Origin of the sequence: Pseudomonas sp. AS2.8 (assembly GCF_014190935.1) — a bacterium.
In the GTDB taxonomy this organism is placed as follows: domain Bacteria; phylum Pseudomonadota; class Gammaproteobacteria; order Pseudomonadales; family Pseudomonadaceae; genus Chryseomonas.
Window position 1 is genome coordinate 29,016 of sequence record NZ_JACHVV010000004.1, and the last position, 19,746, is coordinate 48,761.

General features: G+C 66.1%; 21 protein-coding genes. 10 read left to right on the forward strand and 11 right to left on the reverse strand.

What is annotated here, in order from left to right; all coding sequences use genetic code 11:
- Positions 1–63: 63 nt before the first annotated feature.
- Positions 64–2,250: a DUF1631 domain-containing protein gene (locus tag FHR73_RS16805; protein WP_183632825.1), complete on the reverse strand. Its 2,187-nt coding sequence runs from the start codon at positions 2,248–2,250 to the stop codon at positions 64–66.
- 285 nt (positions 2,251–2,535) lie between these two features.
- Here FHR73_RS16805 and nadC point away from each other — a divergent pair, with 285 nt between their 5' ends.
- Together nadC and FHR73_RS16815 are read left to right on the forward strand one after the other, a co-directional pair.
- Positions 2,536–3,384 (forward strand): carboxylating nicotinate-nucleotide diphosphorylase, encoded by an 849-nt coding sequence (nadC, locus tag FHR73_RS16810; protein WP_183632827.1) that lies wholly within the window; start codon positions 2,536–2,538, stop codon positions 3,382–3,384.
- Positions 3,385–3,502: 118 nt separating this feature from the next.
- Positions 3,503–3,724 carry a hypothetical protein gene (locus tag FHR73_RS16815; protein ID WP_183632828.1) on the forward strand — a complete coding sequence of 74 codons (222 nt, stop codon included), beginning with the start codon at positions 3,503–3,505 and terminating at the stop codon, positions 3,722–3,724.
- Here the strand turns inward: FHR73_RS16815 and FHR73_RS16820 are convergent.
- Positions 3,712–3,921, reverse strand: a complete 210-nt coding sequence (locus tag FHR73_RS16820) for a hypothetical protein (RefSeq protein WP_183632829.1) — start codon at positions 3,919–3,921, stop codon at positions 3,712–3,714. The two genes, FHR73_RS16815 and FHR73_RS16820, sit on opposite strands and share 13 nt — an antisense overlap.
- A 13-nt stretch (positions 3,922–3,934) precedes the next feature.
- A complete protein-coding gene (gene purU, locus FHR73_RS16825; RefSeq protein ID WP_132832880.1) occupies positions 3,935–4,786 on the reverse strand; it encodes a formyltetrahydrofolate deformylase in 852 nt (283 codons plus the stop codon).
- 300 nt (positions 4,787–5,086) lie between these two features.
- On the opposite strand from purU, the gene mvaT reads away from it, so the two are divergent.
- Positions 5,087–5,470, forward strand: a complete 384-nt coding sequence (gene mvaT / locus FHR73_RS16830) for a histone-like nucleoid-structuring protein MvaT (protein ID WP_007162030.1) — start codon at positions 5,087–5,089, stop codon at positions 5,468–5,470.
- A gap of 264 nt (positions 5,471–5,734) precedes the next feature.
- On the opposite strand, the gene sbcB is transcribed toward mvaT, so the two are convergent.
- The gene (sbcB, locus tag FHR73_RS16835) at positions 5,735–7,180 is read right to left on the reverse strand and encodes an exodeoxyribonuclease I (RefSeq protein WP_183632830.1); all 1,446 of its coding nucleotides are present in this window, start codon (positions 7,178–7,180) and stop codon (positions 5,735–5,737) included.
- A 108-nt stretch (positions 7,181–7,288) separates the two neighbouring features.
- Here sbcB and FHR73_RS16840 point away from each other — a divergent pair, with 108 nt between their 5' ends.
- From FHR73_RS16840 to FHR73_RS16850, 3 genes are read left to right on the forward strand one after another with little or no spacing between them, the layout of a single operon-like run.
- Complete coding sequence (locus FHR73_RS16840; RefSeq protein ID WP_183632831.1) at positions 7,289–8,509, forward strand: DUF4350 domain-containing protein; 1,221 nt, start codon at positions 7,289–7,291, stop codon at positions 8,507–8,509.
- Positions 8,487–9,482: a MoxR family ATPase gene (locus FHR73_RS16845; RefSeq protein WP_183632832.1), complete on the forward strand. Its 996-nt coding sequence runs from the start codon at positions 8,487–8,489 to the stop codon at positions 9,480–9,482. The genes FHR73_RS16840 and FHR73_RS16845 overlap by 23 nt, the downstream gene beginning before the upstream one ends.
- Positions 9,479–10,276, forward strand: coding sequence for a hypothetical protein (locus FHR73_RS16850; RefSeq protein ID WP_260175736.1), 798 nt, complete (start codon positions 9,479–9,481; stop codon positions 10,274–10,276). The genes FHR73_RS16845 and FHR73_RS16850 overlap by 4 nt, the downstream gene beginning before the upstream one ends.
- Here the strand turns inward: FHR73_RS16850 and FHR73_RS16855 are convergent.
- Together FHR73_RS16855 and FHR73_RS16860 are read right to left on the reverse strand one after the other, a co-directional pair.
- Entirely contained in the window at positions 10,261–10,623 is a 363-nt protein-coding gene (locus FHR73_RS16855) for a PilZ domain-containing protein (RefSeq protein ID WP_158893279.1), read from the reverse strand. The two genes, FHR73_RS16850 and FHR73_RS16855, sit on opposite strands and share 16 nt — an antisense overlap.
- A 56-nt stretch (positions 10,624–10,679) precedes the next feature.
- Positions 10,680–11,066: a tol-pal system YbgF family protein gene (locus tag FHR73_RS16860; protein WP_183632836.1), complete on the reverse strand. Its 387-nt coding sequence runs from the start codon at positions 11,064–11,066 to the stop codon at positions 10,680–10,682.
- Between the two features lie 196 nt (positions 11,067–11,262).
- Between FHR73_RS16860 and pyk the strand changes: the two genes are divergently transcribed.
- Positions 11,263–12,714, forward strand: coding sequence for a pyruvate kinase (gene pyk / locus FHR73_RS16865; protein WP_007162037.1), 1,452 nt, complete (start codon positions 11,263–11,265; stop codon positions 12,712–12,714).
- Between the two features lie 105 nt (positions 12,715–12,819).
- Here the strand turns inward: pyk and FHR73_RS16870 are convergent, their stop codons facing one another.
- On the reverse strand, positions 12,820–12,990 hold the full coding sequence (locus tag FHR73_RS16870) for a hypothetical protein (protein ID WP_183632838.1): 171 nt from the start codon (positions 12,988–12,990) through the stop codon (positions 12,820–12,822).
- A 125-nt stretch (positions 12,991–13,115) separates the two neighbouring features.
- Here FHR73_RS16870 and FHR73_RS16875 point away from each other — a divergent pair, with 125 nt between their 5' ends.
- Positions 13,116–15,731: a DEAD/DEAH box helicase gene (locus FHR73_RS16875; protein ID WP_183632840.1), complete on the forward strand. Its 2,616-nt coding sequence runs from the start codon at positions 13,116–13,118 to the stop codon at positions 15,729–15,731.
- A gap of 76 nt (positions 15,732–15,807) precedes the next feature.
- Here the strand turns inward: FHR73_RS16875 and FHR73_RS16880 are convergent, their stop codons facing one another.
- Complete coding sequence (locus FHR73_RS16880) at positions 15,808–16,281, reverse strand: phosphate-starvation-inducible protein PsiE (protein ID WP_183632842.1); 474 nt, start codon at positions 16,279–16,281, stop codon at positions 15,808–15,810.
- A 207-nt stretch (positions 16,282–16,488) separates the two neighbouring features.
- On the opposite strand from FHR73_RS16880, the gene FHR73_RS16885 reads away from it, so the two are divergent.
- Positions 16,489–17,295: a transglutaminase family protein gene (locus FHR73_RS16885; RefSeq protein WP_183632844.1), complete on the forward strand. Its 807-nt coding sequence runs from the start codon at positions 16,489–16,491 to the stop codon at positions 17,293–17,295.
- On the opposite strand, the gene FHR73_RS16890 is transcribed toward FHR73_RS16885, so the two are convergent.
- The 3 genes from FHR73_RS16890 to FHR73_RS16900 all read right to left on the reverse strand — a co-directional run bounded on the left by FHR73_RS16890 (position 17,292) and on the right by FHR73_RS16900 (position 18,919).
- On the reverse strand, positions 17,292–17,981 hold the full coding sequence (locus FHR73_RS16890) for an LrgB family protein (RefSeq protein ID WP_183632846.1): 690 nt from the start codon (positions 17,979–17,981) through the stop codon (positions 17,292–17,294). The genes FHR73_RS16885 and FHR73_RS16890 overlap by 4 nt on opposite strands.
- Positions 17,974–18,357, reverse strand: a complete 384-nt coding sequence (locus FHR73_RS16895) for a CidA/LrgA family protein (RefSeq protein ID WP_183632848.1) — start codon at positions 18,355–18,357, stop codon at positions 17,974–17,976. Before FHR73_RS16895 ends, FHR73_RS16890 begins: the two co-directional genes overlap by 8 nt.
- Before the next feature lie 112 nt (positions 18,358–18,469).
- Positions 18,470–18,919 (reverse strand): flavodoxin, encoded by a 450-nt coding sequence (locus tag FHR73_RS16900; RefSeq protein WP_183632850.1) that lies wholly within the window; start codon positions 18,917–18,919, stop codon positions 18,470–18,472.
- Positions 18,920–19,139: 220 nt separating this feature from the next.
- On the opposite strand from FHR73_RS16900, the gene FHR73_RS16905 reads away from it, so the two are divergent.
- Positions 19,140–19,700, forward strand: a complete 561-nt coding sequence (locus FHR73_RS16905) for an antibiotic biosynthesis monooxygenase (RefSeq protein WP_183632852.1) — start codon at positions 19,140–19,142, stop codon at positions 19,698–19,700.
- Positions 19,701–19,746 lie beyond the last annotated feature (46 nt).

Here is a 19,746-nt window from a genome sequence, read left to right on the forward strand (position 1 = left end):
CGTTTGGCGCAGGCATGAAAAAAGCCGTCCCTCGGGACGGCTTTTTTGCCTTGCGCAGAACACTCAGGACGACGACTGGCCCCGCAGGTTGCCGATCACCGAGGTCATGGCCCGGTCGAACAGCAGGGCATCGTCCAGCAGCCGCACCCGACCTTCCTGGTAATCCAGCGCCAGTTCCTCACGGGTGCGATCCAGCACCTTCATGCCGGTCCGATTGACGAAGACCAGACGACCCATGGGCCGGATGACCGCGGCCAGCTTGCAGCGCAGCTTCTGCTCGACATCCTGGATCTCCAGCCAGGCGCCCACTGAGAGGGCATCCACCCACTCCAGGGAGTCGCTGGTCAGCCCGGTGATCCGCTCGCCTGCGCGTGGCAGCTCGAAGGGTTCGTCGGCAGGGGCCGCTGTCGGCACCACAATCTCCTTGTCCGCCGCCGCATCCGCCAGTTCGGGACGGGTCTGCTGAAAGGTCTGGACGTGCAGGGATTCGAGTTCGGTGAAGAATTCGGAGGTAGAGAAGGGATCGAAGGCCGCGCTGGCCAGGCCTTCCCGCAGTGCCTTGAGCAGGCCGGGCACCATCTCCAGCAGGCGCTGGCGCGACGCCACGTCGTGGTGCGGCTGGATGCTCCAGATCAGATCGTCCATGGTCTTGAGCGCTGCGCGCCATTCGCTGGAATCATAGCCCTGCTTCAGGCAGGTCAGCAGCAGCACCTGGCTCCAGGCTTCGCGCAGGACGCGCTGCACGGCAGCTGGCAACGGGTGTTCCTGCAGGCGCTGACTGAGGACGTGCTCGACCTGCAGCCGAGCGATCTCGGCGCGCGCCCGGCCTTCCTCGGCGTCGCGGGTGCGCTGTTCGAGCAATTCGCTGCGCCGCTGTTCGTCACTGACATAGGCCATGAAGTCGGCCAGCAGCTCGGCGAAGATCTCCGGATCGTCGACGAAGTCGGACAGCAGGCGCTGCACGATCTGCTCGATCTTCTGATAGAGGCCGTCACGCTGCAGATCGCTCTGCTCGCCCCAGCCCAGGGAAGCGGCGGCGATCTCGTTGAGCAGGCGCCGGGCCGGATGGCTGCCACGGCTGAAAAAGGTCTTGTCGAGGACCGCGACCTTGAGCATGGGAATCTGCAGGCGGGCGATCAGCGCCTTGAGCGAATCCGGCAGGGTGAGGTCGTCGAGAATGAATTCGAACAGCATCGCCACCAGGTTGATGACGTCTTCGTCGACCTGCCCCACCACGCGCTTTCGACCCGAGCGCTCGCTGATGCGACCCAGGGCCACACCCAGTTGCGCCTTGAGGTCGTAGCCCTCCAGCGACTGGCTGGAGATCTGCTGCTGCAGGTGCGACAGCAGGCGCATGAGGTCGTAGCTGGTGATGACCTGGCCATCACCGGTCGCGACGCCTTCATCCGCAGCCATTGCGCCACCCAGGGCCGCACTGGTCGGCGTCCGCAGCTGGGCCAGCAGGCCCTGCAGGGTGCCGAAGAGCTCCTGGCCGTCGTCTTCGCTGTTGACGTGGGCCGGGGTGCGTCCGCTGTAGCCCTTGGCCGAGCGGCTCGGCACCTGCTGGGGAATGGCCTTGAGCTGGGGCAGTACGCCCGCATCGACCAGCTGCCGATTGGATTCCGCGTACAGCTGACCCAGACCGTTGAGCACGAAGCGCTCGAACAGCTTGTAGATGATCAGCTTGACCTTGATGTCGGTGTCGAGATCGCGACAGGCTTCGACGAAGGCCTCGCACAGCCGGCGCGGGCCCAGCGGATGGGTCGAGTCGTCCAGCTTGCTCGACAGCTGGGTATTGAATCGGATGGTCAGGTGGCTGATGGCCATGGCGTTGTTGCTGAGCGCCTTGGCCACCATGGTGTCCACGGCGACGCTTTCTTCCAGCGCATCGTTCTGCACCAGGCTGAGGTCTTCGTAGGAGACGCTGTCCAGGCGCATTTCCGGCTTGCTGCCGACCAGGTTGTTCAGCGCCGCGAAGCGCTCGAAATACTGCTGGAGAAAGCTGCGCTCGATGCTCTTGCGTCTGAGGCGCAGATCGCGCATCGCTTCGAAGTAGAGGCTTTGTTCCTGGTTGCTGCCTGCCCGATCGGCCATTTCAAACAGCGCATCGTCGGCGTTGTCGAACAGCTGCTGCAAGGAAGCATTGAGTCGCTGAGCGGCGCGATCCCTGACCGGTAAAAGCACTGCAGGCAATCGGGAAGATGACTCCCCGAGCGCCTTGAAATGAACTACGTTTACGTCGTTCTGCACCACCGCCTCCCACAACCGTCCTTGCGTTCGGCTGAATCGCGTTCCACTACAGGAGCATTGAACAACGTTGGCCGCCCTGGCCGCGAGGTGAAACGTTGTCGATGTGCCATTATTTGCTTTGCAAAGGCATCGACCAATCGGCATCTGCACAGTACATGACAGGGTTCACAAGGCACCTGTCAGTCAGTGCCTGCCCTTAGAATAACTCAACGTTGTCTATCTCAGATCGTCAACCTCCCCTAAAGTTGCCCGCTCGCCTCCCGCAGCCCCTTTCGGAGTCCTTTCATGTCCAGCGCTACCCTCCCCGATCTTGCCCAGGTCATCACCGACAATGTCGCCGCCGCGCTGCGCGAAGACGTTGGCAGTGGCGACCTCACGGCCGGTCTGATCCCTGCCAGCCAGCACGCCCGGGCGCGGATCATCACCCGCGAGGCCGCGGTGGTGGCGGGCACGGCCTGGGTCGATGAGGTGTTCCGGGTGCTGGATCCCGCGGTGGAGGTCCGCTGGCAGGTGGCCGATGGCGAGCGGGTCGCGCCCGACCAGGTGCTGTTCGAACTCGCGGGGCCCGCGCGCGCCCTGCTCACCGGCGAGCGCAGCGCGCTGAATTTCCTGCAGCTGCTGTCCGGCACCGCCACCCGCTGTCGTCACTATGCCGACTTGGTGCAGGACACCGCCGTAAGGCTGCTGGATACCCGCAAGACCCTGCCCGGTCTGCGCCGCGCCCAGAAATACGCGGTCACCTGCGGCGGCTGCTACAACCATAGAATCGGGCTGTTCGACGCCTTCCTGATCAAGGAAAACCACATCGCCGCCTGTGGCGGCATCGCCCAGGCCGTGGCCGCCGCCCGGCAACTGGCGCCGGGGCGTCCGGTGGAAGTCGAGGTGGAAAATCTGCAGGAACTGGAGCAGGCCCTGAGCGCCGGCGCGGACATCGTCATGCTGGACGAGCTGAGCCTGGCCGACATGCGCACGGCGGTGGCCCTGACCGCAGGCCGGGCCAAGCTGGAGGCCTCGGGGGGCGTCAACCAGGACACCCTGCTCGGCATCGCCGAGACCGGTGTCGACTACATCTCCATCGGCACCCTGACCAAGGACGTCAAGGCCGTCGACCTGTCCATGCGCATCCTGAATTGAGCGGGATAGGCAAAGGGCCTCGCGGCGGCTAGACTCCGCAGCCGCGCCCTTTGCGCACCGGCTTCGAGCGGTCCTGACGACCGCTCGCCTCTCGCGACACTCGAACAAGATCGAACCCGTGACCAAAGATCAACTTCGCGCTGAACTGGAACGCCAGGCCCAGCGCTATCAGGATGTCTACGGTGGCGAAATCGTCACCTACGCCGCGCAACCCAAGCCCGATCGCAAGCCCTGGAAGAAGCGGCCGACCGTACAGGACGAGGTGTTCGCCTCGGAATTGCGCAAGATCGCCGACCTCAAGGCCAAGACCAGCGACGAGTCCATCGCTCAGGACACCTGAGTCGAGTCTTCAGCCCCGCTGTCCGGAGCGTCCGCCACGGCGTCTCCGGCGCCTTGCCGTGCCTGCAGCCGCCGCCAGAGCGCCGCGGCGGCACTGAAATCGGCGCCGCCTTCCAGGCTCATCGCCTGCAGGTCGTAGCGGGCCAGGCACCCTTCGCCCAGGCGCGGCGGCTGCTCCGCGGTACCGGGAGCAGCCACCGGGGAATCGCTGTCAGTCGAAGATGACGGTCTTGTTGCCATGGACCATGACCCGTTCTTGCAGGTGGTATCTCAGACCGCGGGACAGCACCATCTTCTCGACGTCCTTGCCCAGCCGCACCATGTCCTCGACATTGTCCCGGTGGCTGACGCGCTCCACGTCCTGCTCAATGATCGGGCCGGCATCCAACTCTTCGGTCACGTAGTGGCAAGTGGCGCCAATCAGCTTCACGCCGCGCTGCGAAGCCTGGTGGTAGGGCTTGGCGCCGACGAAGGACGGCAGAAAGCTGTGGTGGATGTTGATCACCTGATGGGCATAGCGCGCGCAGAGATCCGGCGGCAGGATCTGCATGTAGCGCGCCAGGACCACGGTGTCGGCCTGGTGCAGATCGATCAGCCGCGACACCTCGTCGAAGGCCGGCTGCTTGTTGGCGGGATCGACCGGCACGTGGAAGAAGGGAATGCCGTGCCACTCGACCATGCTGCGCAAGGTGTCGTGGTTGGAGATGACGCAGGGGATCTCGCAATCCAGCTCGCCGCTGTGCCAGCGGTGCAGCAGGTCGGCCAGGCAGTGGGATTCGCGGCTGGCCATGAGCACCACGCGCTTGCGCTGGGCCGAATCGGTGATCCGCCACTGCATGGAGAATTCCCGCGCGATGGGCGCGAAGGCCTGACTGAAGCCGGCCAGATCGAAGGGCAGTGAATCGGCGCGGATCTCATGGCGCATGAAGAACCAGCCACTCTCCGTATCCGAATGATGACTCGCTTCGGTAATCCAGCCGTTATAGGTCGCCAGGAAGTTGCTGACCTTGGCCACGATACCTACCCCGTCCGGACAGGCGATCACCAGACGAAACGTTTGCATAGCACAACCTCGAACGAAAAGGGGCTGCATTCTAGGCGCAGTCGCCTGCAGCGTCGAGCGGTGCAAGGCGCCACGGGGCGCGTCTGTACGGCGAGGGTAAAGACTTCGCAAAGGACAAGTAAGGGCCGACAAGTTCAACTGTTGTCCTGCTGAAAGTTGCTCGCCTTTTGCCAACATCGTTGTTGCGACCAATGCCGCTTTAATTATCGGGCCGTCATGCGGACAGTTTACTTATCCCGATAGCTAATCTATGATCGATGCAGACTTTCATCTCTGCATCACTCAGAACAAAGGCCGTTTATGTCGCTCATCAACGAATATCGTCAGACCGAAGAAGCCATCAAGGAATTGCAGGAGCGCCTGAAGTCCCTGCAAGAGGATGACAAACTGCAGCGCGAGCTGGAATTCGAAAAGAAACTCCGTTCGCTGATGGGTGAGTATCAGAAATCCCTGCGTGACATCATCGGCATTCTCGACACTGAAGCCAAGCCCGCACGCCAGACCCGCACTCCCAAGGCCAGCAGTGGCAGTACGCCCAAGCGCGCCCGTAAAGTTAAGCAATACAAGAATCCGCACAATGGCGAAGTGATTGAAACCAAGGGCGGCAATCACAAGACGCTGAAAGAGTGGAAAGCCAAATGGGGTTCGGACGACGTCGAATCCTGGGCAACGCTGCTGGATTGATCAGAAAGAAACGCCGGCCAGCCGGCGTTTTTTCTGCCTGCGCGGCAGAAGGTTAGCGCAACCCGCCGGCTCCGCAGCCGGCCAATCTCCAAACGCCGATCGCCAGTTCGGATACTCCGCTGCCGCGACCGTTCGCAGCGCCTTTCATAGTGCCCAGGCAACAGCCTTTTCAGCTGAAGCTGCGGTCATTGGTCGCGGCACTCGTGGCTATGCAGGCCTTTTCTGTTGGCAAAGGTCTCTGGACGACATCCGTTGTTTGCGATTTCAGGCAACAGGATTATCCAACCGCTGCATCAACGCCCGAACATGGGCGGACCAGACCTCGAGAATAGGTACTCGCTCGATGGCCACCTCAGGCCGCAGTTGTTCGGCCAGGGTAATGAACTGGGTGCAGGTCATATGGCCCTGACCCTCTTCACCCAGTAGGCGCTGCCGACAGAATTGTCGCCAGCGAGCCCCCTCTTCCGCGGTCAGCAACTCGGGAAAGTTGCGCGCTCGATAGCGAAAGAACAGCTCCGGATGTCGCTCGTCCTGAAAGGGCCAAGTGCGGCTGCCAAGTTGCTCTGCCGGACACTGATGAACTTGTTCGCAGAGTTGCCGTTCTTCGGCGGCGATGAAACCGTCGTACAGTCTCACTTCGGCATCCTGTTCCTGGGCGGCAAAATTAGCTGCCTCGGCATAGAGCGCCTGCACCTTGGGTTGCCAGGTCGTACGCTGGTCGAGCAACTGGCGGACGCGGCGCCAGACGACCGCCAGATCGAATTGCAGCCGCTCCGTGTCGGCAGGGCGCAAGACGCTGAAGGGCGCCAGAATCGGACACTTGTTGACCTGTACCAGCTTCAGCGGCACCGGCAGGTCACCCTCGGCCAACGCCTCCCGCCGGGTATAGAGGCGTTCGCGCAGGGTCTCGACATCCAGTTCCAGCAGCGGCTCCGGCGCCAGGCCGAGATCGCAGACGATCAACGCGTTGCGATTGACCGGATGCCAGGCCAGCGGCAGGACGGGTGCGAGAAAATGTCGCTCGGCGCTGAAGCGGCCGGAGACGTGCAACAGGGGTTCGAGCAGGCGAATGCGCGCCAGTGCCGCCTTCTTCTGGCGCTGCGCCCAGAGATAGTCATAGAGCCTTGGCTGCCGCTGCTTGACCAGACGCGCCAGGGCCAGGGTCGCGCGGACATCCGCCAGGGCATCGTGGGCCTGGGCGTGTTCGATGCCGTTGGCGACGGTCAGACGGTCCAGGCGCAGGGAAACGCGCTGCTCGTCCTGCGGCCAGCTCAGGCTCTCGGGGCGGAAGGCATAGAGCGCCCGGACCAGGCCGAGCACATCCCAGCGACTGTTGCCCTGCTGCCATTCGCGGGCATAGGGGTCGTGAAAGTTGCGGTACAGACTGTGCCGCACCATTTCGTCGTCGAATCTGAGGTTGTTGTAGCCGACCGCGCAGGTGTTGGGACGCCGCAACTCCTCGTGGAGGCGCTGGACGAAGTCACGCTCGCGCAGCCCCAGCCGCTGCAGGGTGGCGGGCAGGATACCGGTAACCAGGCAGGCGGCGGGATGGGGCAGGACGTCCTCGCTCAGTTGGCAATGCAGATTGAGCGGCGCCTCGATTTCGTTGAGCTCCAGATCGGTACGCACCCCGGCCACCTGCAGCGGTCGATCCCGCCGTGGATCGATGCCCGTGGTCTCGAAGTCGTACCAGAAGATACTTTGCGTCACACCGCCCTCCCCTAGAATCGGCGCAGTCTAGCATCGTCGCGCGCCTTGCTCCCGGGCGCCCGCACCCGCTAGGCTCTGGCGCCTGTCTACCGCGTATTCTCTCTGCCCATGCGTCCAGTCGATCGGCTCTCCCTTCGCTCCAGGTGCCGAGGTATCGGCGTACGCCTGGGCTCTGCCGTCTGGGCGCTGACCCTGTCGCTGGCCTGCCTGGCCCAGCAGGAGCCGCTGTCCTGTCCGCTGCCGCCACAGACCGACAGCGGCCCGGCCAGCCTGCGCCTGACCCATCAGGGACTCGACAGCCGGACCGCACGCCAGCTCGCTACCCAACTCGGCGCGACCACCCGCGGCACCGATCCCCAGGCGCTGGCAGCGGCCTATTTGCAGCACTTCGGCAGCCAGGTGCAGCGCGGCCAACCCGAGCAGCTCGCCGAGCTGCCGGCCGGGGACGTCAGGTTCTGGCTGGCCGGCAATCCGCCCCTGGCGGAGGCTCAGGCCCAGGCGCTGCTGGACTGGGTCGAGGCGGGCGGCCATCTGGTGGCCGTCGCCGATGACAGCACCCTGGCGCTCAGCGCGACCCTGGGCGTTCGCCCCATGCCGACCCGCGAGCTGGGAGGTGCCGCCCCGCCGATCATGGCGCTGCCGCTCTGGCCCAACCTGACCCAGCTCTATCTCGCCGAGGACGACGCCCCCGCCTACCTCGGCTTCGACGACAGCCGCCATCTGTTCGATGTCGGTGATCAGGCGGTGGCCTGGGCCAGCAGCGCCAGCGCCACCCATATGCTGATGCTGCCCTGGGGCGACGGCAGCGTGACCCTGTTGTCGGACAGCGAACTCTGGAGCAACGCCCACCTCGCCCAGTACGACAATGCCTGGCTGCTGTGGTACCTGACCCAGGGCGCGCCGGTGACCCTGATCGCCCCGGCGCCACCGCTCCCCCTGTGGCTGGAGGCCCTGCAACGCTATGGCCTGGCCCTTCTGCTCCTGACGCTGGCGCTGGGTCTCTGGCTGAGACGCCGCCAGGCCAGCCCGGCGCCCCGTCGCGATGCCGGACACTGGCCCGAATTGATCGCCATCCTGCAGCGCGATATCCAGCGTGAGGTGCACCGCCGCCGCCCCGAACTCGTCGACCAGGGCGTGGCCGAGCGCTGGCAGTATCTCGCGCGCCTGAGCGGCCTGAGTACCCGCGTGGTGGGCGAGGCGATGCGGCCCAGCCCGGCACGCCTCTCCGCTCGCGACTTCACCCGCCGCATCGTCCAGCTGCGCCTGTTGCACCTGGCCGTGCGCCCCCCGTTTCCGAGGACTCCCGATGACCGACAGCTCCCCTCCTGACGCCACCCCGGCGGACCCCGGCGACACCGGCGTCAAGGCCCGCGCCCTGGCCCGGCTGCAGGCCCTGCGACAGGCGCTGCTCAAGGTGCTGCCGCAGCAGGATGCCGCCGTGGACGGTCTGCTCGCCACCCTGCTGGCCGGCGGTCACCTGCTGCTGGAAGGCCCGACCGGCTCCGGCAAGACCCTGCTGGTTCGCGCCCTGGCCGCCAGCCTGGACGCCGGCTTCGCCCGGCTGCATTGCCATCCGGGTCTGACCCCCGCCGAGGTGGCCGGCGAAATCGTCACGGACGCCGGCAGCGACAGTGCCCGTCTGCGGCGAGGCCCCCTGTTCAATTCCCTGGTCCTGCTCGAAGACCTGCATCGAGCGCCGCCGGTGGTCCTCCAGTTGCTGGACGACGCCCTGCAGGGCCGCCAGTTGAGTCTGGGCGGCCGCCCGGTGCCCTTGCCGGCGCCCTTCATGGTGATCGCTACCCGCACCCCGGGCAGCGACCTGCCGCTGGCGCTACGGGATCGCTTCCTGGCGCACCTGCGACTGGAGTGGCCGGCGGAGGGTCAGGAGCTCGCCGCCCTGCGCCAGGCCGTCCAGCAGGGTCACGGCGATCCCCTGGAAGCCGCGACCCTGCGCCCGCTGCTGCAGGCACGGGATCTGCCAGCCCTGCAGCGACTGGTGGGCGGTCTGCCGGTCGCGGAGCCGGTCCTGGAGCATGCCGTGCGCCTGATCCGTCTCACCCGGGAATGGCCGGCCTTCGAGCAGGGTGCCGGACCGCGCGCCGGCCAGGCCCTGCTGCGTCTGGCCCAGGCACAGGCCTTTCTGCGGGGTGGCGACGGCGTGACGCCCGAGGATGTGCGCACCCTGCTGCCCGCCGTGCTGCGGCCGCGGCTGCGGCTGACGCCAGAACGCGAATTCGAGGGTGACAGCCTGGATGGCCAGATCCTCAAGCTGCTGGGGCAATGTCCGGCACCGCGCCCATGATCCCGCGCTGGCTACCCCTGGCACTGGGCGTCCTGGCGCTGCTCAGCCTGATCCTGGGCTGGCTGGCGCCTCCGCGCTGGCAGGCCCTGCCGGCCGCAGGGGCGTTGCTGCTCCTGGGGCTGGCCCTGCTGGAGCACCCGCGATGGCGGAAGACCCGGGCGCATCCGCCGCTCCTCGCGCCGGCCGCCAGGGCACGTCTGCGGGCGAATACACCTGTGCAGCTGTTGATCGCCAGCCCGGGACTGGCAAAGACCGACGGGCACGAAAGCCGCGAACAGGCACTGGGCTTTTGGCAGGCGCTGGCGGCCAGCGGCAATAGGCTGCGGCTCTACGGCCTCGATCCCGAGCTGCGCCTGCTGGCGGCAGCTACGCCTATCCGACCCTTGATGCCGGTTGACCTTCCTCAGTCGGACTCAGGCGCGACGGCTGATCTCAAGGCGGCACTGGCGCGGCTTTGCGGCCAGGCGCAACCCGGCAGTGTCCTGGTAGTAGTGGCGCCACTGGAGGAAGCCATGATGGCTTGGCTCAGCCGTCTGGAGCTGGCCCAACGCGGCCTGCAGCTCTGGCTGGTCGACACCGCGCTGGAGGAGATGACGGAGCCCGACGAAATCCGTACCTGGCGCGACGCCCGCCGCTATGCCGAGGCCTGGCAGATCAGGATTCAGGGCGAGCGACTGGCCGCACGCCTGGAGAGAAGGGGAATCCGCTGGCTGCCTGCCAGCGCGACGGCGGATCTGCAGACCCGCCTGTTGCAGCTATGGAATGCCGGCGACCCGGGTCAGACCGCCGACTGAGAAAGGCGACCGAAGGTGAAATAGTGCTGCAGCACCCCGATCAGCTCGGCGAATTCGGCCGGTGGCTCGGCGACGCTGAAACCGGAATCGTAATTGCCCGGGGTCACGTCTTCGTGGCTCCACTGGCAACGGGCATCGAAGTCGACGAAGTGCAGCTGACCGTCCTGCCCCGGAATCTTCAGCCGGAGTTCGAAGCGCGCATTCACCAGCATGGGCAGCTGACTGATCATCAGCAACCCCTCGCGGGAGATGTTGCCGATGTACCCCATGGGCTTGTCGGTGAAGCGGTTGAACACCTTCAGATAGTAGGGCAGCTGGTGGCGCTCGATACGACGATTCTGAGTCATGGTGCGATTCATCCTGCACACGGTAAAGCCACGTTACCGACAACGTCCTGGAAAGCTCAGCGCTGCGGTAGTTTTCGCACCGGCTGGGGCGTCGCAACGGCCGTTCCGCCATCTAGCCCCAATTGGCGCAGGGTGTCCAGTCGGGCCTGGGCCCGAAAGGCGTATTCGCTGGCCGGAAAGCGGGCCTGGATGAAACGATAGGTCTGGGCGGCGTCGGCGTACAGCTGCTGCTGCTCGAGACACTGGCCACGCAGCATGGAGAATTCCGGCTGCAGCCACGGGCGGGCGCGACCCTTGCGCTCGGCCTGGGAGATCTGCAGCAGGGCATTGGTGCAGTCGCCTTCAGCATAGGACTTGTAGGCGGCGTCGAGATAAGAATTCATCGAAACGCTGGTGCAGCCGGTCAGGCCGAACAGCAGGAACAGGCAGAGATAAGGGCGCATGGAAAGTCCTCCTGCTCGCTAGATCGGCGCCGGGGCGCGCTTCTTGAGGGCAAACGACCATTGGTGTGACGGAGCTGCGAAAAGCCGTCATGTGCTGGCCACGCGACAGCGCTACAATGAGGTGCGCTTCGTGTTCTACGTCGACTCGGCGCTGAGGCGCCGACTCATGGTTGCAATCCGCTAAAGGAAAGACTGCATGATTTATCGCCGTACCAAGATCGTCGCCACCCTCGGCCCGGCCAGCAATTCGCCGGAAGTCCTCGAGCAGCTCATCATCGCCGGCATCGACGTCGCCCGCCTGAACTTCTCGCATGGAACGCCCGACGAGCACCGGGCCCGTGGTCAGCTGGTACGGGATCTCGCCGCCAAGCACGGTCGCCATGTCGCCCTGCTCGGCGACCTCCAGGGTCCGAAGATCCGCATCGCCAAGTTCGTCAACAAGCGCATCGAACTCAAGGTCGGCGATCCCTTCCGCCTGTCCATCGCCCATCCCCGCACCGAAGGCACCGAAGAAGTGGTCGGCATCGACTACCCGGGCCTGGTCACCGACTGCCGCGTGGGTGACGAACTGCTGCTGGACGATGGTCGCGTGGTCCTGCGCGTGGAAGGCATGACCGCCACCGAACTGCATTGCACCACCCTGATCGGCGGCCCGCTGTCCGACCACAAGGGCATCAACCGGCGTGGCGGCGGCCTCACCGCCCCCGCGCTGACCGACAAGGACCGTGAAGACATCAAGCTGGCCGCCTCCATGGAGGTCGACTACCTGGCCGTGTCCTTCCCGCGTGATGCCGAAGACATGCACGAAGCCCGTCGCCTGATGGAAGCCGCCGGTGGCAAATCCTGGCTGGTGGCCAAGATCGAGCGCGCCGAAGCCGTGGCCGACGACGAAGCCCTGGACGGCCTGATCCATGCCAGCGACGCCGTGATGGTGGCCCGGGGCGACCTGGGCGTGGAAATCGGCGATGCCGAGCTGGTGGGCATCCAGAAGCGCATCATTTCCCACGCCCGTCGCCTCAACAAGGCGGTGATCACCGCGACCCAGATGATGGAGTCGATGATCAGCAGCCCGATGCCGACTCGTGCGGAAGTCTCCGACGTGGCCAACGCCGTGCTGGACAACACCGACGCCGTGATGCTCTCCGCCGAAAGCGCCGCCGGCCAGTACCCGGTGGAAGCGGTGAAGGCCATGGCGCGCGTCTGCGTCGGTGCCGAGAAGCAGCCCACCAGCAAGCTGTCCAGCCACCGCCTGGGCCATACCTTCACCCGCTGGGACGAGAGTATCGCCCTGGCCTCCATCTACGTGGCCAACCACTTCCCCGGCGTGAAGGCGATCATCAGCCTGACCGACACCGGTTACACCCCGCTGATCATGTCGCGCCTGCGCTCCTCGGTACCGATCTTCTCCTTCGCGTCCAGCCGCGCCACCCAGGCCCGCACCGCGCTGTTCCGCAACGTGCACACCATCCCCTTCGACCCGACCACCATGCCGGCGAACAAGGTGAGCCAGGCAGCGGTGGACGAGCTGCTCAAGCGCGGCATCGTCGAGCACGGCGACTGGGTCATCCTCACCAAGGGCGACAGCTACACCAAGCGTGACGGTACCAACACCATGAAGATGTACCGCGTAGGCGATCTGCTGGTCTGATCCCTGCCGCCGGTCCTTGACCGGTGCCGACGAAAAAGCCCCGAACAGGCGACTGCTCGGGGCTTTTTCTTGGACGGCCGGAGGTGGGCATACGGCAGGACCGTACTAGAAGCCCTTGAAGGCGAGATAGGCCAGATGCAGGGCCGCGGCCCCCAGCACACCCAGGCTACAGACGATGAGGATGCCACGCTGCAGCGAGCGCAATCGCCCCTCTCGGCGGGCCGCCAGACGCGTGGCGTCGATCAGCGCAACGTTGGCCACCGGTGATTCACGCATCGTCTCGCTCCCCTGGCATTCTTAATGCACTATATTCTCATTCTCACATAGATCAAGGGAGTCCGACGAGCGCCTGCCGGACTGTGGCAGAATAGCCGGTTTGGTGCGAACAGCCTGGGTGAACGATGGCGTTACGTTTCGAACGGCTCAAGTGGCAGGACTGGAAAGGCGCCTTCACGGAGCGCAACTACGAGCGTGGCCGGCGGCTGGCACTCGACGGCCTGGTGCAGCTGCGCTCGGCGGCCAGGGGCCAGCTCTATGCCGAATGCAGCAGCCCGGCCGGGCCGGCCTATCGGCAGGCGATCAGCCTGCGCGCGGGCGAGACCGCCTGGCGGGTCGACGCCCGCTGCACCTGCCCGGTCGGCCGCAACTGCAAGCATGCCGCCGCCGCGCTCATCGAGCTCGAACGGCTGCAACGCAGCGAGGCCGACCTGCCAGCCACGCCGGTTGCCAATCCGGAGCTGCCACAACCGGTCCTGACCCTCGGCAGCCATACCCAGATCGATTACGACCGGCACATCGGCAAGATGCGACCCACGGTGCGTCATCGCGCCGCCCTGGCCTTCGCCTACGGCCCGCGGCGACTGTTCGGCGCCCCGCCGCGCACCCCCGACGCCGACTATCCCGCGCGCCAGTTGCCGGCCGAACAACGCTGGCGACAGACGCTGCTCGATCATGGCCTGCGCCTGGCGACCCGGCGCAGCGCCGCGCTGCCCGACGACAGTGGCGAGATGTTCGAATTGCCGGACGACACCGCCTGGCTCAGATTCGTGCAGCAGGTCATCCCCGGTCTGCGCGAAGCCGGCTGGCAGATCGAGGCCCATCCCGAATTCACCTTCGACCTGACACCGGTGGAAGGCTGGTACGGTCACCTCGAAGAGGTGCAGGACCCGACCGTCGCGAACGGCCAGTTCGATGTCGAGCTGGGCATCCGCCTGGGCCAGCGCCGCGTCAGCCTGATTCCGCTGCTGATCGACGCCCTGCGCCGCGAACCCTCCCAGTACGAGCCGGCGATGCTGGCCAAGCGCGCCGACGACGAACCCGTGTTGCTGCGCATCGATCCCCCGCGCCTCGCCGGCCAGCAGGGCCGGGTGCAACGGGTCGCCGTGCCCCTGGGTCGGCTCAAACCGATCCTGCAGATCCTCGGCGAGCTCTATGCCACCGACCGCCTCACCCATGACCGCGCCCTGCGCCTGCCGCGCCTGGACGCCGCGCGCCTGGCCGAGCTGGACGAGCGCCTGCCGCTGGAATGGGAAGGTGGCGAGCGCCTGCGCAGCTTCGCCGAACGGCTGCGCAGCTATGCCGCCGAGCCCGTCGTCCTGCCGGACACCCTGCACGCCGAACTGCGCCCCTATCAGCGCGACGGCGTGGCCTGGCTGCAGGCGCTGCGCGAACTGGACGTCGGCGGTATCCTCGCCGACGACATGGGCCTGGGCAAGACGCTGCAGACCCTGGCGCACATCCTCGTCGAACAGGCTGCCGGGCGTCTGACCGCACCGGCGCTGATCGTCATGCCCACCAGCCTGATCCCCAACTGGCAGGACGAGATCGCCCGCTTCGCTCCCGGACTGCGCGTGCTGACCCTGCAGGGCAGCGCCCGCAGCAGTCGCTTCGAGCGGATTCCCGAGCACGACGTGGTGCTCACCACCTATGCGCTGTTGCCCCGCGATGCGGAACGGCTGGCCGACTACGATTTCCACCTGCAGGTACTGGACGAGGCCCAGTCAATCAAGAACGCCGCCACCAAGGCCGCCCAGGCCGCCCGCCACCTGCGCGCCCGCCATCGTCTCTGCCTGACCGGCACGCCGCTGGAAAACCACCTGGGCGAACTCTGGTCGCAATTCCACTTCCTGATGCCCGGCTGGCTGGGCGACGAGAAAGGCTTCAAGCAGGCCTATCGCATTCCCGTGGAGCGCGAAGGCGATGTGCAGCGCCTGGCGGCGCTCAAGGCGCGGGTGCGGCCCTTCATGCTGCGCCGCACCAAGCAGCGGGTCGCCAGCGAGTTGCCGCCCAAGACCGAGATCGTTCAGCTGGTCGAGCTCAGCACGGCGCAGCGCGAGCGCTACGAAGACCTGCGGCTGCTGCTGGACGAACGCGTTCGCGCCGAGATCGCCCGTCAGGGCATCGGTCGCAGCCAGTTGCTGATCCTCGATGCCCTGCTACGGCTGCGCCAGGTCTGCTGCGATCTGCGCCTGGTGCCCAACGAAGACGCCAGCGTGACCAAGCCCTCGGCGAAGCTGGCCGCGTTGAACGAGCGCCTCGACGCCCTGCTCCCCGGCGGCAGTCGGGTCCTGGTGTTCTCCCAGTTCACCAGCATGCTCGATCTCATTGCCGCCGACCTCGACCAGCGCGGCATCGAGTACGTCACCCTGACCGGCGAAACCCGGGATCGGCGCACCCCGGTGCAGCGCTTCCAGAATGGCGAGGTGCCGGTGTTCCTGCTCAGCCTCAAGGCCGGTGGCAGCGGTCTCAACCTGACGGCGGCGGACACGGTGATCCACTTCGATCCCTGGTGGAATCCGGCCGCCGAGCAGCAGGCCAGCGACCGCGCCTACCGCATCGGCCAGGATCGTCCGGTGTTCGTCTACAAGCTGATCGCCCGCGGTACGCTGGAGGAACGCATCCAGCAGCTGCAGCAGGAAAAGGCCCGTCTGAGCGCCGGCATCCTCAGCGAGAACAGTGGCGACTGGCGCCTGACCGAAAGCGACCTGGCCCAGCTGCTGGCGCCGCTGGATCGCTAGCAAGCCAGGCCAAGGGTCTCTCTGACGCCGCGGGGCGCCCCGCGGCGTCAGAGAGACCGGGAAGGCCCTCGCTGCGCTACTTGTCGCCCGCGCCCTCGCCCACCACATCGCCCGTCGCATCCAGCACCTTGCTGGAAGGGAATCTGTTCGAGGCGACGCGGACCGCCAGCACCGACAGCGACAGCAGAAAGATGCCGCCGCAGAGATACAGCAGCCCGACATCCGGCGGCCGATGATGAGAGACGTCACCGATCAGGTAACGGGTCAGGGCAGTGATGGCGATATAGAGCAGAAAGCGGATGGGCAGGTGGTTGGTCTTGAAGTAGATGCCGACCATGGCACCCAGCTCCAGATAGATGAAGAGCAGCAGGATGTCATCGATGCTCGCCTGGCCCTTGTCGAACATCTCCATGAAGGCCATCACCGAGGCCCAGGCCGTGGCCGCGCCTATGGCGAACAGGCCGAAGTAGTGGAAGCCTTCCACCATCAGGTTGCCGAGGGAGTTCGCCCCGTCGTGCATGCGTTTGCGACCGTTGTCTGCCCATTTCATGGCGTGCTGCTCCCTCCATAAGAGTGAGGATATCCACTCGAAGATTCGTCCATTCCGGAATTCCCGTTCTCGAGGTTGTTCTGGCACCAGCCGCTCTTATAGCGAGAAGCCGGATCGCCGACCAGTGCGCAACTGTCGCAGACTGGACGGCCCGGCGCTGGCAGGCTAAAACCTGAGGAAAAGCCCTCGAGGGCGCTGGAGTCTACTGTGGAAGCGCGTCTATCTTGCCTCGCCTGCCTGGACCGGCCCGATCCCCGGCTGCTGGAAGCCGCCCTGTGGATCGCGGCTGAGCACCACGACCAGATCGATCCACCGGCCCTGCTGCACTCGCTGGACGACCTGGCGCTGCGCCTGGTCGCCACCCTAGATGGCGATGCCAGTCACTCCGAGCGGGCCCAGGCCCTGCTGCGGCAGCTGTGCGATGCCGGCTTTCGCGCGGCCGAGTGGCCCCTGAATCCCACCGCCGCCCTGCTCGACGAGGTTCTGGCGCGGCGGCGCGGCCAACCGCTGTCGATCGCCCTGGTGGCGCTGGAACTGGCCCGGCGTCTGGAGATCGACCTGCAGGGCATCGGCTTTCCCGGGCATTTCCTGTTGCGCGTTCCCGGCGCGGATCATCTGCTCGAACCCTTCGGCGGACGCCGGCTGTATATGAACGACTGCCGCCAGTTGCTGGTGGATCAGTTCGGTCCCGCCGCGCAACTGCAGGCGAGCTACCTGGCGCCCCTCGGTCCGCGACAGATGATGCAGCGCCTCTCGCGCAATTTGCGTGAACTGCATCGGCAGGGCGACCAGCCGCTGGCAGCGCTCAAGGATGCCCAGCGCGTCATCGAGCTGGGTGCGGCCGGGGTCATCGATCACCTGGCGCGCGCCGACCTGTACCGCCAACTCGACTGCCCCCAGGCCGAGCGCTACGACCTGCAGCACGCCCTGCTGATCAGCGAAGACGATGCCGAACGCGAGCAGGTGCGTCGGCGACTGGAGCAACTGGGCGCGCCTTCCGCCACCCTGCACTAGCCACGCAGCAACCAGAGCACCAGCTGGGCGCCGAGCAGATTGCTCAATCCGGCCAGCACCATGACCAGGCCGGCCACGGTGCCCTCCTCCAGACCGACCTCGTAGGCCTTGCTGGTCCCCACGCCATGGGCGCCCATGCCGAACAGGGCACCGCGGGCCAGGGCCGACTTGAGCGGCAGCAGCTTGATCAGCAGGCTGCCGAGGATGGCGCCCCCCAGGCCGGTGATCATCACGAAGGCCGCGGTCAATTCGGGGACGCCCCCCACGGTGGCGGACATCGGCATGGCGAAGGGGGTGCTGATTGAGCGCGGCAGCATGGACAGCAGCACCCGGTCATCGAGCAGCAGCAGCCGGGCCAGCAGCCAGGAACTGCCGATGGCCACGCCACTGCCGACGCAGAGACCGGCCAGCAGCGCCTGCCAGTAGCGCGCCAGCAGGCGGCGTTGCTGCCAGATCGGCACGGCAAAGGCCACCGTCGCCGGGCCCAGCAGGGTGATCAGCCAGTGGCTGTAGTGGGCGTACTCGGCATAGCTCACCTGCTGCCAGAGGGTGGCGGCATAGAGCAGCACCGTGACGAAGATGATCGGACTGACCACATACCAGCGCAGCCGGGCATAGAGCAACCGACTCAGCGCATAACCCGCCACCGTCAGCAGCAGCCAGAAGAGTCCGGGCAGATCAAGCATCGCGACGCCCCCGGCGGCGGAACATCCAGTCCACGGTATAGGCGGTCGCCACCATGGTCAGCACGGTACTGAGCAGGATGGCCAGCAGGATGCGCACGCCCTCCTGCCGCAGCAGCGGACCGTAGTCGAGCAGGCTCAGCAGGGCGGGAATGAAGAACAGCAGCATCTCACCCAGCAGCAGGCGCACACCACCCTGCAACCACTCGGGCTCGACGATGCGCGCGGCCAGCAGCACCAGCAGCATGGCCAGGCCCACCACGCCGCCCGGTACCGGCAAGGCGAAATAGGTGGCCAGCCAGGTACCCACGCCCCACAGCGCGCCCAATCCGCACAGCTCCAGAGCCAGGCGCAGATATCTATTCACCCAAGGCTCCATCTCAACTCTTCATCAGGCGCTCAAGGATACCGAGGCTGAGGGAACGAGGACAGCAAACCGGGCCAGGCGGCGGGCTCAGGGCGGGTAAAGCAGCTTTGCCGCCTGGGCAAGATCAGCCCAGGGCGGCGATGACCGCGGCGACCCAGCGCTCGGCATCTTCGTCCGGCGTGACCGTTTCACTGGCATCGATGCGCAGCATGGGCAGCAATTCGCGCAGCCCCAGCTCGGCAAACAACTCCTGCATCAGCTCGCCACCGCCGCAATAGGTGTCGCCATAGCTGGAATCACCCAGGGCCAGTACCGCGCCGGGCCGTCCAGACCAGGGCGGCAGCCGATCGCGCAGCTGGAAATACAGGGATTCCAGGTTGGCGGGCAATTCGCCCATGCCGGTGGTGGAGGTAATGGCCAGCAGGGCCTCGGGTGCGAAGGCCTCGAGGCTGGCGAGATCGCTATTGGGCTGGTGCCAGACCTCATGGCCTGCCGCGGTCAGCCGTGCCTTCACCTGCCGGGCGATATCTTCCGCGGTGCCATAGACCGAGCCATTCAACAGTGCGACTTTCATACGGACCTCTTGCGTGGAATCCCGTCCAGTATGCCTGGCGCGGCCCGGCTTGGCGCTCCGTCAGCAAGACGACTCCGCTGGCAACCCCGGCTGCACTCAAAGGTCTCAAGGCTTGTTATGCTAGCGCCGCCTGCTACCCCAGGCGTTTTCGCCACCTGTCCGCCTACCCGGCGGCGTGACGGCATCCGGCCTATCCGGCCCGATCGCCCGGAGTTAGAGCATGAATCAGCCTGTTACCCTCATGGTCGCGCGGCGCGTCGCGGCCGGCCAATACGATGCCTTTCTGATCTGGCTGCGCGAAGGCGAAGCCCTGGCCACCGGGCATCCCGGCTATCTCGGTTCGGGGGTCCTGACCCCGCCTCCAGGCGACAACCTGGTACAGATCATCTTTCGCTTCGCCTGTCCCCAGACCCTCGATGCCTGGGAGCACTCGGAGACGCGGCGCCTCTGGCTGGAGCGTGGCCAGGGTCTGTTCGAAGCGCCCCTGGCACGGCGCGCCCAGGGCATGGACGACTGGTTCGGCGCGGGCATCCAGCCACCGCCGCGCTGGAAACAGAGCATCGCCGTCTGGCTGGCGTTCTTTCCCATCTCGCTGCTGTTCAATGCCGCTTTCGGCGATTACCTGGCGCATCTGCCGTTGTTGCCGCGCATCCTGCTGAGCACCCTGATCCTCACTCCGGTCATGGTCTGCGTCTTCATTCCGCTGATCACCCGGGCGCTGAGGGGCTGGCTGCACAACGCCTCGTCGCGGGCCAACGACTGGCGAGGTAGCGCCCGCTAGGCCAGCACGGATCGGCCTGCATCCTGACGCGTCGAATGCGTACAAT

What these genes read in the sequence shown, in the direction of transcription:
- nadC (WP_183632827.1), top strand. Translation starts at nt 2,536, where the DNA reads ATGTCCAGCGCTACCCTCCCCGATCTTGCCCAGGTCATCACCGACAAT.
- purU (WP_132832880.1), bottom strand. Translation starts at nt 4,786, where the DNA reads ATGCAAACGTTTCGTCTGGTGATCGCCTGTCCGGACGGGGTAGGTATC.
- mvaT (WP_007162030.1), top strand. Translation starts at nt 5,087, where the DNA reads ATGTCGCTCATCAACGAATATCGTCAGACCGAAGAAGCCATCAAGGAA.
- FHR73_RS16840 (WP_183632831.1), top strand. Translation starts at nt 7,289, where the DNA reads ATGCGTCCAGTCGATCGGCTCTCCCTTCGCTCCAGGTGCCGAGGTATC.
- FHR73_RS16845 (WP_183632832.1), top strand. Translation starts at nt 8,487, where the DNA reads ATGACCGACAGCTCCCCTCCTGACGCCACCCCGGCGGACCCCGGCGAC.
- FHR73_RS16850 (WP_260175736.1), top strand. Translation starts at nt 9,479, where the DNA reads ATGATCCCGCGCTGGCTACCCCTGGCACTGGGCGTCCTGGCGCTGCTC.
- FHR73_RS16855 (WP_158893279.1), bottom strand. Translation starts at nt 10,623, where the DNA reads ATGACTCAGAATCGTCGTATCGAGCGCCACCAGCTGCCCTACTATCTG.
- FHR73_RS16860 (WP_183632836.1), bottom strand. Translation starts at nt 11,066, where the DNA reads ATGCGCCCTTATCTCTGCCTGTTCCTGCTGTTCGGCCTGACCGGCTGC.
- pyk (WP_007162037.1), top strand. Translation starts at nt 11,263, where the DNA reads ATGATTTATCGCCGTACCAAGATCGTCGCCACCCTCGGCCCGGCCAGC.
- FHR73_RS16870 (WP_183632838.1), bottom strand. Translation starts at nt 12,990, where the DNA reads ATGCGTGAATCACCGGTGGCCAACGTTGCGCTGATCGACGCCACGCGT.
- FHR73_RS16875 (WP_183632840.1), top strand. Translation starts at nt 13,116, where the DNA reads ATGGCGTTACGTTTCGAACGGCTCAAGTGGCAGGACTGGAAAGGCGCC.
- FHR73_RS16880 (WP_183632842.1), bottom strand. Translation starts at nt 16,281, where the DNA reads ATGAAATGGGCAGACAACGGTCGCAAACGCATGCACGACGGGGCGAAC.
- FHR73_RS16890 (WP_183632846.1), bottom strand. Translation starts at nt 17,981, where the DNA reads ATGCTTGATCTGCCCGGACTCTTCTGGCTGCTGCTGACGGTGGCGGGT.
- FHR73_RS16895 (WP_183632848.1), bottom strand. Translation starts at nt 18,357, where the DNA reads ATGGAGCCTTGGGTGAATAGATATCTGCGCCTGGCTCTGGAGCTGTGC.
- FHR73_RS16900 (WP_183632850.1), bottom strand. Translation starts at nt 18,919, where the DNA reads ATGAAAGTCGCACTGTTGAATGGCTCGGTCTATGGCACCGCGGAAGAT.
- FHR73_RS16905 (WP_183632852.1), top strand. Translation starts at nt 19,140, where the DNA reads ATGAATCAGCCTGTTACCCTCATGGTCGCGCGGCGCGTCGCGGCCGGC.